This window comes from Ruegeria sp. H3 (genome assembly GCF_056533095.1).
Map to the genome: position 1 here is coordinate 133,773 of NZ_JBQFOD010000008.1, position 15,474 is coordinate 149,246.

At 56.7% G+C, this 15,474-nt stretch carries 16 protein-coding genes and 1 other RNA gene; 10 read left to right on the forward strand and 7 right to left on the reverse strand.

Annotated elements, in window-relative coordinates; genetic code table 11:
- Positions 1 to 11: 11 nt before the first annotated feature.
- Positions 12 to 179: a hypothetical protein gene (locus tag ACR0JE_RS11430; RefSeq protein WP_480864250.1), complete on the forward strand. Its 168-nt coding sequence runs from the start codon at positions 12 to 14 to the stop codon at positions 177 to 179.
- Positions 169 to 1,014 (forward strand): FkbM family methyltransferase, encoded by an 846-nt coding sequence (locus ACR0JE_RS11435; RefSeq protein ID WP_480864251.1) that lies wholly within the window; start codon positions 169 to 171, stop codon positions 1,012 to 1,014. Before ACR0JE_RS11430 ends, ACR0JE_RS11435 begins: the two co-directional genes overlap by 11 nt.
- Before the next feature lie 33 nt (positions 1,015 to 1,047).
- Here the strand turns inward: ACR0JE_RS11435 and recR are convergent, their stop codons facing one another.
- The 3 genes from recR to ACR0JE_RS11450 form a co-directional block, all read right to left on the reverse strand.
- On the reverse strand, positions 1,048 to 1,641 hold the full coding sequence (gene recR, locus ACR0JE_RS11440) for a recombination mediator RecR (protein WP_480864252.1): 594 nt from the start codon (positions 1,639 to 1,641) through the stop codon (positions 1,048 to 1,050).
- Between the two features lie 61 nt (positions 1,642 to 1,702).
- On the reverse strand, positions 1,703 to 2,047 hold the full coding sequence (locus ACR0JE_RS11445; protein ID WP_480864253.1) for a YbaB/EbfC family nucleoid-associated protein: 345 nt from the start codon (positions 2,045 to 2,047) through the stop codon (positions 1,703 to 1,705).
- 385 nt (positions 2,048 to 2,432) lie between these two features.
- The gene (locus ACR0JE_RS11450; protein WP_480864254.1) at positions 2,433 to 4,196 is read right to left on the reverse strand and encodes a DNA polymerase III subunit gamma/tau; all 1,764 of its coding nucleotides are present in this window, start codon (positions 4,194 to 4,196) and stop codon (positions 2,433 to 2,435) included.
- A 173-nt stretch (positions 4,197 to 4,369) separates the two neighbouring features.
- On the opposite strand from ACR0JE_RS11450, the gene ACR0JE_RS11455 reads away from it, so the two are divergent.
- Entirely contained in the window at positions 4,370 to 4,876 is a 507-nt protein-coding gene (locus ACR0JE_RS11455; protein WP_480545482.1) for a protein-tyrosine phosphatase family protein, read from the forward strand.
- Between the two features lie 182 nt (positions 4,877 to 5,058).
- Positions 5,059 to 5,916, forward strand: a complete 858-nt coding sequence (locus ACR0JE_RS11460; RefSeq protein ID WP_480864255.1) for an alpha/beta hydrolase family protein — start codon at positions 5,059 to 5,061, stop codon at positions 5,914 to 5,916.
- Positions 5,917 to 5,950: 34 nt separating this feature from the next.
- Here the strand turns inward: ACR0JE_RS11460 and rsgA are convergent, their stop codons facing one another.
- The 3 genes from rsgA to ACR0JE_RS11475 all read right to left on the reverse strand — a co-directional run bounded on the left by rsgA (position 5,951) and on the right by ACR0JE_RS11475 (position 9,154).
- Complete coding sequence (rsgA, locus tag ACR0JE_RS11465) at positions 5,951 to 6,979, reverse strand: ribosome small subunit-dependent GTPase A (protein ID WP_480864256.1); 1,029 nt, start codon at positions 6,977 to 6,979, stop codon at positions 5,951 to 5,953.
- Positions 6,980 to 7,138: 159 nt separating this feature from the next.
- Positions 7,139 to 7,237: signal recognition particle sRNA small type (ffs, locus tag ACR0JE_RS11470), an RNA gene on the reverse strand.
- 39 nt (positions 7,238 to 7,276) lie between these two features.
- A complete protein-coding gene (locus tag ACR0JE_RS11475; protein ID WP_480864257.1) occupies positions 7,277 to 9,154 on the reverse strand; it encodes a bifunctional 2',3'-cyclic-nucleotide 2'-phosphodiesterase/3'-nucleotidase in 1,878 nt (625 codons plus the stop codon).
- A gap of 180 nt (positions 9,155 to 9,334) precedes the next feature.
- On the opposite strand from ACR0JE_RS11475, the gene nudC reads away from it, so the two are divergent.
- Genes nudC through ACR0JE_RS11495 form a run of 4 tightly spaced genes read left to right on the forward strand, consistent with a single transcriptional unit; the run spans position 9,335 to position 11,876 of the window.
- Positions 9,335 to 10,318: an NAD(+) diphosphatase gene (nudC, locus tag ACR0JE_RS11480; protein WP_480550814.1), complete on the forward strand. Its 984-nt coding sequence runs from the start codon at positions 9,335 to 9,337 to the stop codon at positions 10,316 to 10,318.
- A 35-nt stretch (positions 10,319 to 10,353) separates the two neighbouring features.
- A complete protein-coding gene (locus ACR0JE_RS11485) occupies positions 10,354 to 10,821 on the forward strand; it encodes an SRPBCC family protein (RefSeq protein ID WP_480545472.1) in 468 nt (155 codons plus the stop codon).
- A gap of 33 nt (positions 10,822 to 10,854) precedes the next feature.
- Entirely contained in the window at positions 10,855 to 11,328 is a 474-nt protein-coding gene (locus ACR0JE_RS11490; protein WP_480545470.1) for an N-acetyltransferase family protein, read from the forward strand.
- A 5-nt stretch (positions 11,329 to 11,333) separates the two neighbouring features.
- Complete coding sequence (locus ACR0JE_RS11495) at positions 11,334 to 11,876, forward strand: chloramphenicol phosphotransferase CPT family protein (RefSeq protein WP_480864258.1); 543 nt, start codon at positions 11,334 to 11,336, stop codon at positions 11,874 to 11,876.
- A gap of 10 nt (positions 11,877 to 11,886) precedes the next feature.
- Here the strand turns inward: ACR0JE_RS11495 and ACR0JE_RS11500 are convergent, their stop codons facing one another.
- Positions 11,887 to 12,720 (reverse strand): prephenate dehydratase, encoded by an 834-nt coding sequence (locus tag ACR0JE_RS11500; RefSeq protein WP_480545466.1) that lies wholly within the window; start codon positions 12,718 to 12,720, stop codon positions 11,887 to 11,889.
- 120 nt (positions 12,721 to 12,840) lie between these two features.
- On the opposite strand from ACR0JE_RS11500, the gene ACR0JE_RS11505 reads away from it, so the two are divergent.
- Positions 12,841 to 13,353, forward strand: a complete 513-nt coding sequence (locus ACR0JE_RS11505) for a c-type cytochrome (RefSeq protein WP_170534527.1) — start codon at positions 12,841 to 12,843, stop codon at positions 13,351 to 13,353.
- Between the two features lie 174 nt (positions 13,354 to 13,527).
- Entirely contained in the window at positions 13,528 to 15,471 is a 1,944-nt protein-coding gene (locus tag ACR0JE_RS11510; protein ID WP_480864259.1) for an extracellular solute-binding protein, read from the forward strand.
- Positions 15,472 to 15,474: the final 3 nt, after the last annotated feature.

The following is a 15,474-nucleotide window of genomic DNA, read 5'->3' on the forward strand; positions in this document are numbered from 1 at the left end:
AAGCTCCAGATATGGCCGAAACACTTAACCGCTTAGGTAATCAGATAAATGACTTACCAACAAAGGTTTTTGCCAAAGCGCTGTTAAATGCTTGTGATGAAAGACTGTTTGCTGCAGGTTCCTGGGCAGGCATAAACACCCTGACCAAGCGAAAAGCGAGTCCAGCCTGTGAAACGTGAACATATACCGCTGTTGCGCGCGAACTGCACGTCTGTCCAGCTATTGCTTCCGAAAAACAGCCCGCTTTACGGCACGTTTGAAAAAGGAAATGAAATCTCGCTTCGGACCGATGGTTCCATCTTTCCGCATGTCGCACAGCGCATGGAATGGAATTTTGATGAGACACGCTTTATCAGACAGGTTTGCAACACCGGGTCTTATCACCTGATCGATGTCGGGGCGAATGTGGGGCTGTTTTCACGACAAGTTCTGATCAACTACCCAACCGTCAGGTCCGCCTCGTGTTTTGAGCCCAGCCCGGACAATGTCGAGCACTTGCGGCGAAATCTGAGGGCGTTGCCCTCGGCTTCGGTTTTCGACTACGGCCTTGGCAAGGAAGAGGGTGAGCTGACCTTTTTCATGGATGCCATCAATGGTGGAAACTTTTCGTTCAATGAAAATGCGGTGACGGGGCGTAAGCATCACGTAATCAAAGCACCTGTCAGAAGGATTTCTGAGGCCCTACTGGATGAATGCATGGGGCAAGAGGCGACGAAACACCGTCTGATCTGGAAATCCGACACTCAAGGGCTGGATGAAGTCTTGATGAGCGAACTGCCGCTAAACTTCTGGAAACGGGTCGATCTGGCGATCTTTGAAGGCTGGCGAATTCCCAAACCTGATTTCGATGCGGTTGCGTTTCGCAAGGTGCTTGAGGCTTTTGATTTTATCTATCTGATGCGAAATCGGAACAAATCATTGGATAGTATCAACGCGACCGACTGTATCGATTATCTGTCTGGAGAAGACAGGAAATGGGGCGATATTTTCATGACCAGACAGCAATTAAGCTAAACACCGTTTGACAGTGCCGAACTAGATTGCAGGTCAGAGTTCTTTCCGCGCCCTCAACGCTGCCGTAATCGTCCCGTCATCCAGATAATCCAGTTCCCCCCCAATCGGCACACCCTGCGCGAGTGAGGTCAGGCGGACCGACCCCTCCAACTGATCCGCAATGTAGTGAGCGGTGGTTTGGCCGTCGACGGTGGCGTTCAGGGCCAGAATGACCTCGGTAATGTTTTCGGCTACAACGCGGTCTTTCAACCTCGGAATGCGCAATTCGTCGGGGCCCACGCCATCCAGTGCCGACAATGTGCCGCCCAGAACGTGATAGCGACCTTTGAAGACCCCCGCGCGTTCCATTGCCCAGAGGTCCGAGACATCTTCGACCACGCAGATCTCTCCGGTCGCGCGAGCCTCGTCGTTGCAGATGTCACAGATATCGGTGGTGCCGACATTGCCGCAATTCAGGCATTCGCGGGCGGTGGCAGCGACCTGTTGCATCGTGTCCGCCAAGGGCGTCAGCAACAGGGCGCGTTTGCGGATCAGGTGCAGCACGGCGCGACGGGCCGAACGCGGGCCGAGGCCCGGCAGCTTGGCCATCAGGTCGATCAGATTGTCGATGTCGCTGTTTGAGCTCACGGCCTGTCCTGTCTGGCGCCGGAGGAAGCCTCCGATGAGTGTATTTGCGAAACGACCGAGATCAGAACGGCAGTTTGATGTCAGCGGGCAGGCCCATGCTTTCGGTCAGCTTGGCCATTTCCGCCTGAGAGCGTTCGGTAGCTTTGGTCTGGGCGTCCTTGATGGCGGCCAGGATAAGGTCTTCGACCACTTCCTTGTCGTCGCCGTTGAAGATCGACGGAGCGATATCCAACCCCTTGAGTTCGCCCTTGGCCGTGGCTGTTGCCTTGACAAGCCCGGCACCGGATTCACCAACCACCATGATGGTGTTCAGTTCTTCCTGCATATCAGTCATCTTGGTCTGCAGGTCCTGAGCCGATTTCATCATCTTGGCCATATCGCCCAGGCCGCCTAGTCCTTTGAGCATTCAGAGTCTCCTTAAGTGTGATCGCCTCAGGCGAATATAAGCAGTATAAAGTGCCATCCCAGCACATAGCGCAATTGCCAAGCCAATGAACAGGGTGGAATGGCCGACGCATCCTAGGTCCGCTGCCGTGCGACGCGGATCATATATCATATCGTCGACAAAAATATGAGTCGCCCAGATCATCCAGCCGATAGATGTCGCTAACGCGTTCCAGAGATTTCCACGCCAGATTGCCAGTACCGATAAGGCTAGCAAGACGAATGAAATCGGATTTGAGTCAAGCGGCTGCTTCGACCCATTCGCTAACCGTTTCGCCATTCCAAGATGGGTTATAGATTTCGCAAGCTTCTTGGTAGACCGCATCGATGTGTGCATAGTGCACCTATCAATCCTCCTCGAACGGGTCCCATTCGTCTTCCACCTCTGGCAGCGCTTCGGTTTCGACCTGAGCGGCGCGTTGTTCGGGGGTCTCGATCTTGGTGATCGTGGCTTTAGGGAACTGCGCAAGTACGGCCTGAACTAGAGGGTGTTCAGAGGCTTCTTCCTTAAGCGCAAGCTCGGCCTTGTCGCGAATTTCGGCTATAGTCGGCGCGTCGCCATCCGATACGATTGACACGGCCCAGCGGTTGCCCGTCCAGCGTTGCAAGGCCGAGCCAAGTCGCGGGGCCAGATCGGTCGGGGCCTGCGGGGCGGGTGTGAACTCAATCCGGCCGGGTTGGTATGAAACCAGGCGAACACCGTTTTCGACCTCGACCAGCAGTTTCACATCGCGGTTGGTCCGGATCAATTCGACCACATGATCAAAGGTTGGATACCGGGCAAGTGCCGCCTGCACATCCTGCGCCAGCGCCGCGACGGGCGCGCCGCCGGAACTGCGCGGTGTGGGCTGGTGGCCTGCGGTCATCGGACCGCGTGCTTCCACAGGGGCTGCGCCATTATTGTGGGTAGGTGCGCCCCCTCCTGGTCCACCCATGGGTGGAGGCGGTGCATCTTGAAGACGTTTGATCAACTCTTCCGGGCTGGGCAGATCGGCCACATGGGTCAAGCGGATCACAGCCATTTCGGCTGCCATCATCGCGTTTGGCGCAGCGGAGACCTCCTCAAGTGCTTTCAACAGCATCTGCCACATGCGGGTCAGCACGCGCATGGGTAGGGCTTCAGCCATTTGCTGGCCGCGCGCGCGTTCGTCAGGCGATACGGTTGGGTCCTCTGCTGCGTCCGGCGTGATTTTCACGACCGAGACCCAGTGGGTGATCTCAGCCAGATCGCGCAGCACGGCTAGCGGATCGGCGCCTTCGGCATATTGCGCGCTGAGTTCGGTCAGCGCGCCGGCGGCATCGCCCCGCAGGATCATGTCCATTAGGTCCAGAACCCGACCACGATCCGCCAAACCCAGCATCGCGCGCACTTGATCTGCCGTCGTCTCTCCGGCCCCGTGTGAGATCGCCTGATCCAGCAATGAGGTCGCGTCGCGGGCAGATCCCTCAGCAGCACGGGTGATCAGGGCCAACGCGTCCTCGGCAATCTCAGCACTCTCAGCCGAGGCGATCTTGCGAAGCAAGCCGATCATATCTTCGGGTTCGATCCGGCGCAGGTCGAAGCGCTGGCAGCGAGACAGAACCGTGACTGGAACTTTGCGAATCTCTGTGGTCGCAAAGATGAACTTCACATGGGCGGGTGGTTCCTCCAGCGTTTTGAGCAGCGCGTTGAAGGCGCTGGTCGAGAGCATGTGAACCTCGTCGATGATGTAGATCTTGTATCGGGCTGAGGCGGCGCGATAGCGGACACTGTCGATGATCTCGCGAATGTCATTGACACCCGTGCGGCTGGCGGCGTCCATCTCCATCACGTCGACATGACGACTTTCCATGATCGCAGCGCAGTGTTCGCAGACTCCGCAGGGTTCGGTGGTCGGGCCGCCATTGCCGTCCGCACCGATGCAGTTCATGCCTTTGGCGATGATCCGCGCCGTGGTGGTTTTACCCGTCCCACGAATGCCGGTCATGACAAAGGCTTGCGCGATCCGATCGGCCTCGAACGCGTTCTTCAGGGTTCGCACCATTGCATCCTGACCCACCAGATCAGCAAAGGTTTCCGGGCGATATTTGCGGGCGAGAACCTGATAGGCGGGGCTGTCTGTTTTGGTCATGTCTGCTCTGGCGGATTCGGGACGTCGCCACAGCGTAGTGGCCGCCGCTGCCCGCGTCCACAGCGGGGTTCAGGAAATTTGGTTTGGAGAGAATCGGGATATGCGTAAACTGGGGTTTCAAATTTAAACAAACATAACTTTTGAGCGGGCGAGGATTTGGGAGGAGGACTTTGATGTCTCAACTGGTGGTCTATGCCCTGCAGGTCGGGGGCGGCACGCTTGCGTTGACGTCGCTGCCGGGTCGTGGGGGTGACTATGCGGAGGATCTGGACACGATATCCGACTGGAAACCGGGGCTTGTGATCTCGATGACGACAGAAGTTGAGATGCTTCAGGACGGCGCACAGAGCTTTGGCGGTGACATTCAGGGGCGCGCCAGCCGGTGGGTACATCTGCCGGTCGAGGATTATGGAGTTCCGTCGTCCAATATCGATAATGAGTGGGTTGCGGTCAGCGCGGCAGCGCGACAGGCGCTGTCTGGGGGTGGCCGGGTGCTGGTTCATTGCCGTGGCGGGTGCGGGCGATCCGGGATGATTGTGCTGCGGTTGATGGTCGAATGCGGCGAACCAACTGATGAGGCATTGGCCCGCTTGCGGGTGCTGCGGCCTTGTGCCGTCGAAACCGACGGACAATTGGCGTGGGCGACGCGCGGAGCACCTGCCGAGCTGGAGCTGCGCTGAGGGTAACCAGGCAGGACATCTAGCATATTGAGCATGACGCAGGTGGCCCGGCGCTGATTTGCCTGAAACCATTGCATTGCAAATGTGGACGTTTGGTCAAGCAGTCTGCGGGTTGACTTGATCGCCGGTTGCTGCGCCTCTGTCAGAGGTAAACTGATTGGTTCAGGAAGCACCCGCAGGCGATGTTGGATATGCAAGAGGCAATGAAGGTTGAAGACTTCCGGTTCCCATCCGGATCGTCAACGCTGTCTGCGCGTTTGTACTGCCCTTTAGCTAAGCCCGAAACGGTCGTTGTACTGAACGGGGCAACAGGAGTGCCACGTGACTATTATCAACACTTCGCACACTGGTTGGCGGCAGAACGCGGCATCGCGTGTCTGACCTATGACTACAGCGGTTTTGGCCATTCACGCGCGGGGCGGTTGACAGATTCAAAGGTCACCATGGCCGACTGGGCGCTAATCGATATGCCAGCGGCGCGGGCCGAGATGCGGCGGCGTTATCCAGACGCCAGCCAATGGACAATCGGTCATTCGGTTGGCGGGATGTTGGGGCCGGTACAGCCGGATATCAACAAGATCGACCGCATGATCTGTGTCTGCTCGGGGCTGGTCACCTTGTCGGATCATCCCTGGCCTTACAAGGGTTTGGCGTGGACCTTCTGGCACGGTCATGTGCCGCTGCTGGTGAAGGCACTGGGGTATCTGCCGGGCAAGGCAATCGGGTTTGGGGCTGATCTGCCGGGTCCTGTTTACTGGCAGTGGCGCAGGTGGTGCACTGCGCCGCGCAGCTATCTGCCTGAGATGGGTCAAGACCTGCCACAGGCGCGTTGGACGGATGTGGGTGTTCCGGTAGACCTGTATACCAGCGATGATGACCAGACCGTTCCGCCCGAGGCGGTTTGGCGGTTAGCCGATCTTTATGGTTCCAAGGCGCGGCGTCATGTGCTGTCTGCACGCGACTACGGCGTTAAGGAAATCGGTCATATCGGCGCGTTTGCGCGTCGCAACGCAGCTGTTTGGCCCCGGCTGATCGAATAATAGGGGCGTCGATTGCGCGACGCCCCTGTTTTGCTCACTGACCTTTTAAGTGCTTTTTGCCTTTCACAACTGATCGAACCATCTTTCCGAAGGCTTTATCGCGTGCGCGGGATTGGGCGATGGTTTCTGAATTCCTCTGATCCTCGCGCCGGAGCTTACGCCATCGGTCCAGCCGCGAAGGATCAAGCGTGCCATCGGTAATCGCAGCCTGCACGGTACATCCCGGTTCCTGATCATGCCGACAATCCGAGAACCGGCACCCTTGCGCAAGATCCAGAATGTCCGAGAAAACCTCGTCCACACCCTCTTGCGCATCGAGCAAACGCAACGCGCGCATGCCTGGGGTATCGATCAGCCAGCCTTTGTTCCGCATCAGATGCAGGGCACGGGCGGTTGTGGTATGACGTCCATGGGCGTCATCCTCGCGAATGCTTGCCGTTGCCTCTGCCTGACCCGTCATCCCATTGGCCAGCGTGGTTTTTCCAACGCCGGACGAGCCTACCAGAGCAGCCGTTTGTCCGGTGGGGCACCAGCTGAGGATTTTTTCTATATCCTCAGGGTCAAGCGCGTTGACGGTCAGAATGGTCAGGAACGGCCCAAGTTTTTGTGCCTGACGCTGAACTGCGTCGGGATCAGCACACAGGTCCGCTTTGGTCAGCACGATGACCGGATAGCACCCGGCCTGATTGGCAAGGGCCAAGTAACGCTCCAGCCGGGGCAGGTTGAAATCCGCATTGCAAGAGCTGACGATGAACAGCACATCCACATTTGCGGCGATCAGTTGCGCTTCGGCCCCAGTGCCAGCGGCACGCCGTTGCAGCAGGCTGCGCCGGTCGAGCAGGTGCTGAATGCGCTGATCCTGATCAGCAAGCACCCAGTCGCCCACTGCAAAGTCGCCGGTCGGACGACCGAGTGACACAAGTGGCGTTTCCCCCGCCGATGAAAGCCCGATCAGACGATCGCGGTGCACCGCGGAGATGCGATAGGGGGTAAGATTAGGGTAATCCACGCTTTGCGCGGCAAAATGAGAGGACCATCCAAGGTCCGAAAGTGTATGAGACATTGATCTGCCTATGTTCAGAAACAGCATAGCAACCAGATGGCAGACGCGCATCCGGCGGCGATGTGTTCAGGCAGTTGCGTAGATTGCGATCAGAACCGCGCTGCCTGAAGGGTTTTTGCTACACTCATAAAAGCCCTCCTGCGGCTTGTTAGTTGCGATCAGTGAGAGGTTGGACATCGACCCAAGCGGGGCTCGTTGTGGCTGCTTCCTTCCGGACCTGACCAGGTTGGCGAGGCGCTCGCCCGCGCCAACCTCTCAGGACTTGATATAGGCAAACCCGGTGCAGATGGCAACCCGTCAGAGAGTTAACTGAATGCGTTCAAAACCTGTGGGATCAGGGGGCAGAACTTGTGGCTCAAATATGTTTAATTCCGCCAAATACTTCAGCGCGCCGGGCCCGGTGGTCAGGATCGCCTGCGCGCCGTCTTGGGGGGCAAGCGCAAAAGGATAGGGTGTCTGTGCCAGCGGATCGGCGGGCAGATCGCCGATCAAATAGTCGCGCAGGACCCGTTTGATATCCAATGGCGGTAAGTTGATGGCCTGCGCCTGATCGACGAATGGAAAATACCCACCTCCGCTGGCGCGATAGTTGTTGAGCGCAACGATGACCTCCTGCTCGGGCCGCAGATCAGACCCGTTAAAGCGCAGCTGGCGTATGCGCCGATTGTCTTGGCCCAGCAATTGCCCTTGGCGGTCAAACCGCGCAGGTTGTGACAGATCGATCTGGTAGCTCAGCCCAAACAGTACATCAAAATTATACCCTGCGCGGCTTGGATCAGTCAGCTCGGATGCGGCATCGAGTTGCAACTGATGAAAAACGCCAGCCGACATCTCAAGCCAGTCGAGAACCTGTGCACCGGTGACTCTGACGGCGCGCAGCTCATTGGGGAAAATATGCAGGTCGGCGATGTGGCGCAGGCAAACCTCACCTGCAGGAACGTCGGTATAGAAGCGAGGGCCAGATCGACCACCACACTTGTAAGGAGAGACGGCCGATAGCATTGGTAGATCTGCCAGTGCCGAGCCCGCTAGATATGGCCTGAGGCCTGCCGCCTGGGCCATTGCAACAAGTGCAAGCCCCTGATCCGGGGCGCAAAAGCTGAAATAGCTGTGCAAGGGCTGCGAGATTCGGGTCACCGGTTCTGCCATCTCAGCGCGGGTTTTGGAATGGATTGGTGCAAAAAGCGTGACCAGTTCGGGGTTTTCCGGCACCTCGGTATCATCTGATGCCGTGCTCACCGCATGCAGTTTTGCACTTTGCGCGATGATGGCCCAGCCCGCATCGTCTGAATGCGTCATATGCAGATCAATCTGCCCCAGATGTGAGCCTGCGGATCCGGCCATCACCACGGGTTTGCCATGGATCAATCCAGCGTCATGATCCACATAGGGCATGGTGCTATGGCTTGGACCAGGCAGCGTGAAATGCGTATGCCCTGCGATCAGGGCATCTATGCCCGCAAGACCTGCAAGCGCGATCACCGTATTCTCAGACCCGGGGGCTTCGTCTTCCTGCTCGATCCCTGAATGCGCCAATGCGATGATCAGATCGCATCCCGCCGATTTCAGGCTCTGTACCGCGCGTTTGGCGGCGTCGAGAATACCTTCGGCGGCGACCATTCCACTTAGGTGATGCGCTTCCCACTGGGTTGTCTGTGGTGGTAGAACAGAAAAAACACCAATACGCAGCGGGATATCTCGCCCGTTCCACGAAACGGTTCGGTCAAAGATCGCGTGGTCTTGCCAGCGTGTTTGGATGCCTTTGGTTGGGTGCAGATTGCTGCACAGAACCGGGCAGGGCGCATCGGCAAGAATGCGATCCAGCGCATCTAGTCCGAATCCGAAGTCGTGATTGCCCAGACCGATCGCATCGTACTGCAAAGCGGCAAAGCCCTGCATCATCGGGTGGGTGTCGTGGTCTTGCACCGCCTGGTCACCAAGCGGTGTGCCCTGAAGCGCATCCCCATTGTCGAACAGCAGGACAACTGCATCACCTGCGGATTCACGCGCAGATTCGATTAGGCTGGCGGTTCGCGTTAACCCGACCGAAGCATCGGGCTGATCGGAGTAATAATCGAAACCGGTCAGATTCATGTGCAGATCGGTGGTCGCGAGAATACGAATTTTCACGTCTGCGCTTTCAGTCTGACCTGTACAAACTGGTCTTGTTTTCACTCTGAACTACTACTTTTGGGCGATAATATTATTCAAAATCAACATTTAGTAGATTTAATGCACATATATTTAGGCGTATCAACCACTGCATTGTCGCAGGGACAGGGGGGTGCCGAGAAATGGCATTGCAACATTCTGGTTGCCGTGGCAGCCCTGTCAGCAAAGCCCAAGGGACAATGAATGAAAAACGCAGAACTGGTGACCTTTGGTGGCTCGGGTCTGGATCGAGCCGCCGAGCTGCGATCTGACGCAGAACGGCTGCAACACGCGCAAGATGAAACAAAGGCGCGCTGCGTCCTGCTGTGGCGCGGAAAACTGCTGGTGCAGGGTGAGGCCCTGGATCAGCTTATCAGGCTTCCGATGTCACACCCCGTGATTCAAAACGGACCGGGCGGGATTGTCGCTGTCCCGATCTTTTTGGGTTTGGAAGAAGGGCGCGCCCCGATCTTTGCCTTTGACATCTCGGGCTGGACAGCCGAGGGCCAAGATCTGACTGGCCTTGATACTTTTGTTGATCGGTCGGAACAGCAACACCCCGACTTGCCCATGGGCACTGCGTTTGCTGAGCTACGCCGGATCATGACCCGGCTTTCAACCCGCGATGCCGAGCTGGCAGCAACCGCCAAGGCCGTTATTGGCTGGCACAAGACGCACAAGTTCTGCGCCCAATGCGGTGCGCCATCCCAGATCGCGCAGGCTGGGTGGCAACGCAGCTGCCCGTCTTGCGGGGCCCAGCATTTCCCACGCACCGACCCGGTTGTCATCATGCTAATCACCCATGGCGATGCGGTTCTGATGGGCCGGTCGCCCGGCTGGCCCGAAGGAATGTATTCGCTACTCGCGGGGTTTGTGGAGCCGGGCGAAACTCTGGAAGCCGCAGTGCGCCGCGAGGTGATGGAAGAAGCAGGTGTACCGGTGGGCGCCGTCTCGTACCTGTCCAGCCAGCCGTGGCCATTTCCGTCATCGCTGATGTTTGGCTGCGCGGGTCAAGCACTATCGCGTGACATCAAGATTGACCCGGTTGAAATCGAAGACGCGCTTTGGGTCACCAAAACCGAAATGATGCAGGCCTTTGCCGGAGATCATCCCAAGCTGTTGCCCGCCCGGAAAGGTGCAATTGCGCATTTCCTTTTGAGAAACTGGCTTGCAGATACATTAGACTGACGGAAAACTATACAAAAAGCGTAGCAAAGGCCGAAATGCAGTTTTCAGCACGTGAAGATATTGAAGCCCCGATAAACTCGGTATTTGAGATGGTCGCCGATTTCGACCGGTTCGAGCGGATGGCGATGCGTCGCGGCGTAGACGTGCGGCGCGTGACGCAGGACGTCCCGCCTGCGGCGGGCACCACCTGGGACACCGAATTCAAACTGCGGGGCAAAGCACGCCAGATGACCGTTGTCATGACCGATTGTGAACGCCCGGCGCAGATGCGGTTTGAGGCCAACAGCAAGGGGATGGCAGGTGTCACGACGATTGATCTGCTTGCGCTGTCGCAGCGTCGGACTCGGTTGAGCGTGGATATGTCACTAAGCGCAAAATCCCTGCCCGCCCGGTTGCTGTTGCAATCAATGAAGCTGGGGCAAGCGCGGTTCCGCAAGCAATTTCAACTGCGGCTGGCTGAATTCGCGCGCGAACTGGAGCAACGTTACAAGCACGGCTCATGATGTTGGTTGCTGCGGGCAGTTAGGAGCAGGGATTTGAGCGAAATCTTGTACAGACCTGCGCGAGAAGGTGACGCAGAGGGTATCGCAAGCGTCTTGCAGGACATCTTTGAGGCGGGAAAGCGCAAGGCGCCAGTAACAGCCGAGTTTGTTCTGGGTCACTATATCACCCATCCAGACAGTATTCGCTGCACGGTTGCCGTTGAACACATCGGGCAGATCCTTGGGTTTCAGTCGCTGAGATATGCGGCCGAAGACAACCCATATGATGTCGCGGTGGGTTGGGGCATCATTGGCACCCACATCCGGCCATCAGCCGCGCGACGCGGCATCGGGCGCGGATTGTTTGCCCAGACGTTGAACGCTGCCCGCGATTTCGGGCTGACATCAATCGACGCAACGATTGGTGCGGATAATCAAGACGGCCTTGCCTATTATGACGCGATGGGGTTCCGAACCTATCGACAGCTCGATGCTGGGGTGTCAAAAGCCTATACTCTGTTAGTCTGACACGCATGTCCCATATCATTGTCCTTCATGGTGCATCGAGCAGTGGCAAGAGCACAATCGCGCGCGCGCTTCAGAAGAAGATAGAACTGCCGTTCTGGCATATCTCGATTGACCATCTTCGGGATGCCGGGGTGCTGCCTTTGGATCGGTATCGCGCAGCAGAGATTGATTGGCCCTCGGATCGGGCCGCATTCTTTGATGGGTTCCACAGGTCAGTGGCCGCTTATGCGGATGCGGGCAATCATCTGATCCTAGAGCACATTCTGGATACACCGGGTTGGGTCGAACAGCTGCAGTCCCTGTTCAGAGCTCATGATGTGCTGTTTGTCGCGGTCCACTGCTCATTGCCAGTACTGACCGAGCGTGAGAGCCGACGAGGGGACCGCCCATTAGGTAGCGCCGCGCGGGATCAAGCTACGATCCACACCGGCAGACGATATGATCTTGAGGTCACGTCGACCGATGGAACCGATCTATGCATTGATACCATACTCGCCACATGGCGCAGAGATGAACGCCGGTCCGAGTTCGCGGACACCAAAACCTAGCGAAGAGTTATCAACCTCTGGGCCGGGCGGCGGGATAGACCCCCAGAATCTCGACATTGGTCGTGAAGTGCTGCAGCTCATCCATCGCCAGTTGAACATTCCGGTCGTCCGGATGCCCCATGATATCGGCGTAGAACTGAGTCGCCGTGAACGAGCCATCAACCATATAGCTTTCCAGCTTGGTCATGTTGATCCCATTGGTCGCAAACCCGCCCATGGCCTTATATAGAGCAGCGGGAATGTTGCGGACCTGAAAGACGAAACTGGTGATCATCTCATGATCACCACGGCGCGAGGTATCAGCCTTAGGCGACATGACCAGAAACCGGGTTGTGTTGTCACCGTGGTCCTCGATATGGCGCGCCAGTACGTCCAGGCCATAGATTTCGGCCGCCAGTTCACTGGCCAATGCGGCCGAATGCGGATCGTTAGCCTCAGAGACTTCACGTGCGGCGCGGGCGTTGTCGGGGCTGACTCGGCCACGAATACCATGTTCGCGCAGGAAAGTGGCGCATTGAGGCAGCAAAACCAGATGGGAATGTGCCTCGGTCACATCTTCCAGTCTGGCGCCGGGGACACCAAGCAGATTGATGTGAACGCGTACATAAGCTTCGTCAATGATGTGCAGGCCGCTATGAGGCAAAAGCCGGTGAATGTCAGCCACGCGCCCATAGGTGGTGTTTTCGACCGGTAGCATAGCCAGATCGGCCTGACCCGAGCGTACCGATTCGATCACATCCTCAAACGTACGACAGGGCAGCGCCTCCATATCCGGCCGCGCATTGCGGCAGGCCTCGTGACTATAGGCACCGGGTTCCCCTTGAAAAGCAATGCGATTGGTCATTTGGTCGATTCCGTGCAACAAGTTCTTGAATTGGGCGTTTAGTCGCGGTGTCTATACCTTGCCTCTCGTCAGGGGAAGCCTTAGACACCTGCGCAGACAGCTGAAATGGACACGCGATCAATGTTCGACACGATGACAGTTACCAAGGCCTCAGCAGGCCTGTTCGGCACTTTCCTGGTGCTTCTCCTGGCCAAATGGGGCGCGGATATCCTGTATTCACCCGGTGGTCATGGCGAGGCGGAAGCCGCTTACATTATCGAAACCGAAAGCGCGGGCGAAAGCGCGAATGGCGAAGAAGTGGTCTTTGAGGACCTGCTGGCCGCTGCTGATCCTGAAAAAGGTGCACGCGTATTCCGGAAGTGTACTGCGTGTCACAAGCTGGAAGACGGGGCAAATGGCACGGGCCCGTATCTGTACGCAATTGTTGACCGTCCTGTTGCAACGGCCAAAGGGTTCACCGGCTATTCGGCGGCCATGCAGGCGCATGGCGGCAACTGGACGCCAGAAGCCCTGGATGCCTTCCTTGAGCGCCCAAGCGCCTATATCTCGGGCACATCCATGAGCTTTGCTGGTCTCAGAAAGCCAGAAGAACGCGCCGATCTGATTGCCTATCTGCAAACCATCGGCAATTGATCCTTAACAGATCAAAAACTCGTGAAAGCCGCTGCATTTTGCAGCGGCTTTAATTTTTGCGTGAGGATTACTTCACAATACGCTTATGCATTCTAAACTTGAAACTGAGTGTTCTAGACCTTTAGCTAGGCTTAGACGCATTAAGACGTTGACAGGTTTGAAGGAGAGGTGGGGATGACACGCAAAAGCACGACACCAACGCAGGCGCGTATGAACAGGCGTACAGCGCTACAGCTACTGGGCGGTACGGCTGTTGCTGCAACCGCCCCTGGGCTCGGTAGCGCATTGGCCGCTGGTACTGATGCGGAGACTATCATTCGGGCGCATGGCTATTCGTTCTTTGGTGACCTTAAATATCCACCCGACTTCAAACATTTTGACTATGTGAATCCGGATGCGCCTGTTGGCGGGCATATCTCGGTCTCAACGCGCGGCACGTTCGATGGGATGAACCGGTTCAATTGGCAAGGCAAAGCCGGGCGGTATTCGGGGCTGATTGCGGAGAGCATGTTTGGCGAAAGCCCGTTTGGATCAGCGACCCCTGCAGACTCCATCACAGAAGCTTACGGCTTGTTGGCAGAAGCCGTCGAATACCCAGACACTAAGGAATGGTGCATATTCTATATGCGTCCTGAAGCCAGGTTTGCAGATGGCACTCCACTGACCGCTCATGACGCAGCGTTTACGCATGACCTGTTTCTGGAACAAGGCATCCGCAGCTATGCCCGCGCGGTGAAGCAGCGGATCGAAGGTTATGAGATCATCGATGACCACACGATCAAATACAATTTTGTGGACGGAATTTCGCGCCGCTCCTTGATTTCTCAGGTTGGCGGGACGCCTGTGTTTTCAAAAGCTTGGTACGAAAAAACGGGCGAACGGTTAGACAAGCAGAGCTTGCAAACCCCGATGGGCAGCGGGCCCTACGTGGTCGATGATTTTGAGCTGAACCGCTATATCGTCTATCGACGCAACCCCGACTATTGGGGTTGGGATCTGCCGATCAATGTTGGCCGTCATAACTTTGAGACCGTTCGGGTCGAATACTTCGCGGATGACGCCGCCGAATTTGAGGCGTTTAAGGCGGGTGTTTACACGTTCCGGGCTGAAGGCAGCACCAAGAAATGGGCAACGGGATATGATTTTCCGGCTGTCCAAAACGGCTATGTGAAACGCGAAGAAATTCCGGTCATGTCGCCTCCATCGCCTTCGGGCTTTATCTTCAATATGACGCGGGCACCGTTTGATGACATTAAAGTGCGTGAGGCTTTGGGGCTTGCCTTCAACTTCGAATGGACGTCCGAATCCCTGCAATACGGTCTTACAGAACAGCGCCATTCCTTCGCAGAAAACTCGGAAGTCGCTGCTGAAGGAGTCCCGACGGGTCTTGAGAAAACCTTCCTCGAATCGCTTGGCGATTTGGTTCCCGAAGAGGTTCTGACGCAAGAAGCGGTGCGTGCGCACAGTTCAAACCCGGCCCGCACCGTGGACCGTCGGAACAAACGTACTGCCTTAAAGCTGCTCTCCGAAGCGGGCTGGACTGTAAATGGTGCGGGCAAGCTGCAGGATGCCGATGGCAATCCGATGTCCATCCAGATCATGCTGAATGCGTCTTCTTCGGACACGGCAGAGGCTATCGTGACCACCTATGCATCAAGCCTGGAAAGCTTTGGTGTTTCAGTCACGGTTGAAAAGATCGACAGTGCCCAGTGGATTCAGCGGTACTATGATAAAGACTTCGACATGATCTTTTTCCGCAACCAGCCGTTCTTGGAAGCAGGTACCGGTCTCAAACAGGCGTATGGATCAGAAACCGCCGTCGTATCGTCATACAATCCGCAATCTTTGCAAAGCCCGCTGGTTGACGCGATCATTGATGCGGCTCTGGATACCAAATCGCGCGAGGAAGAGATTGCATCGCTAAAAGCTTTGGATCGTGTCCTTAGATACCTGCGAATTCAGGTGCCTTCCGGATTTGTTTCAGATACCTGGGTCGCCTATTACGACATGTATGAGCATCCCGAGGTGCTGCCTCCGCTGGCTGTGGGTCAGTTTGATTTCTGGTGGTTCAATGACGAGAAATACCAGAAACTAAAAACTGCCGGCGCGGTGAGGTAACAG

What these genes read in the sequence shown, in the direction of transcription:
- ACR0JE_RS11430 (WP_480864250.1), top strand. Translation starts at nt 12, where the DNA reads ATGGCCGAAACACTTAACCGCTTAGGTAATCAGATAAATGACTTACCA.
- ACR0JE_RS11445 (WP_480864253.1), bottom strand. Translation starts at nt 2,047, where the DNA reads ATGCTCAAAGGACTAGGCGGCCTGGGCGATATGGCCAAGATGATGAAA.
- ACR0JE_RS11450 (WP_480864254.1), bottom strand. Translation starts at nt 4,196, where the DNA reads ATGACCAAAACAGACAGCCCCGCCTATCAGGTTCTCGCCCGCAAATAT.
- ACR0JE_RS11455 (WP_480545482.1), top strand. Translation starts at nt 4,370, where the DNA reads ATGTCTCAACTGGTGGTCTATGCCCTGCAGGTCGGGGGCGGCACGCTT.
- ACR0JE_RS11460 (WP_480864255.1), top strand. Translation starts at nt 5,059, where the DNA reads ATGTTGGATATGCAAGAGGCAATGAAGGTTGAAGACTTCCGGTTCCCA.
- rsgA (WP_480864256.1), bottom strand. Translation starts at nt 6,979, where the DNA reads ATGTCTCATACACTTTCGGACCTTGGATGGTCCTCTCATTTTGCCGCG.
- nudC (WP_480550814.1), top strand. Translation starts at nt 9,335, where the DNA reads ATGAAAAACGCAGAACTGGTGACCTTTGGTGGCTCGGGTCTGGATCGA.
- ACR0JE_RS11485 (WP_480545472.1), top strand. Translation starts at nt 10,354, where the DNA reads ATGCAGTTTTCAGCACGTGAAGATATTGAAGCCCCGATAAACTCGGTA.
- ACR0JE_RS11495 (WP_480864258.1), top strand. Translation starts at nt 11,334, where the DNA reads ATGTCCCATATCATTGTCCTTCATGGTGCATCGAGCAGTGGCAAGAGC.
- ACR0JE_RS11500 (WP_480545466.1), bottom strand. Translation starts at nt 12,720, where the DNA reads ATGACCAATCGCATTGCTTTTCAAGGGGAACCCGGTGCCTATAGTCAC.
- ACR0JE_RS11505 (WP_170534527.1), top strand. Translation starts at nt 12,841, where the DNA reads ATGTTCGACACGATGACAGTTACCAAGGCCTCAGCAGGCCTGTTCGGC.
- ACR0JE_RS11510 (WP_480864259.1), top strand. Translation starts at nt 13,528, where the DNA reads ATGACACGCAAAAGCACGACACCAACGCAGGCGCGTATGAACAGGCGT.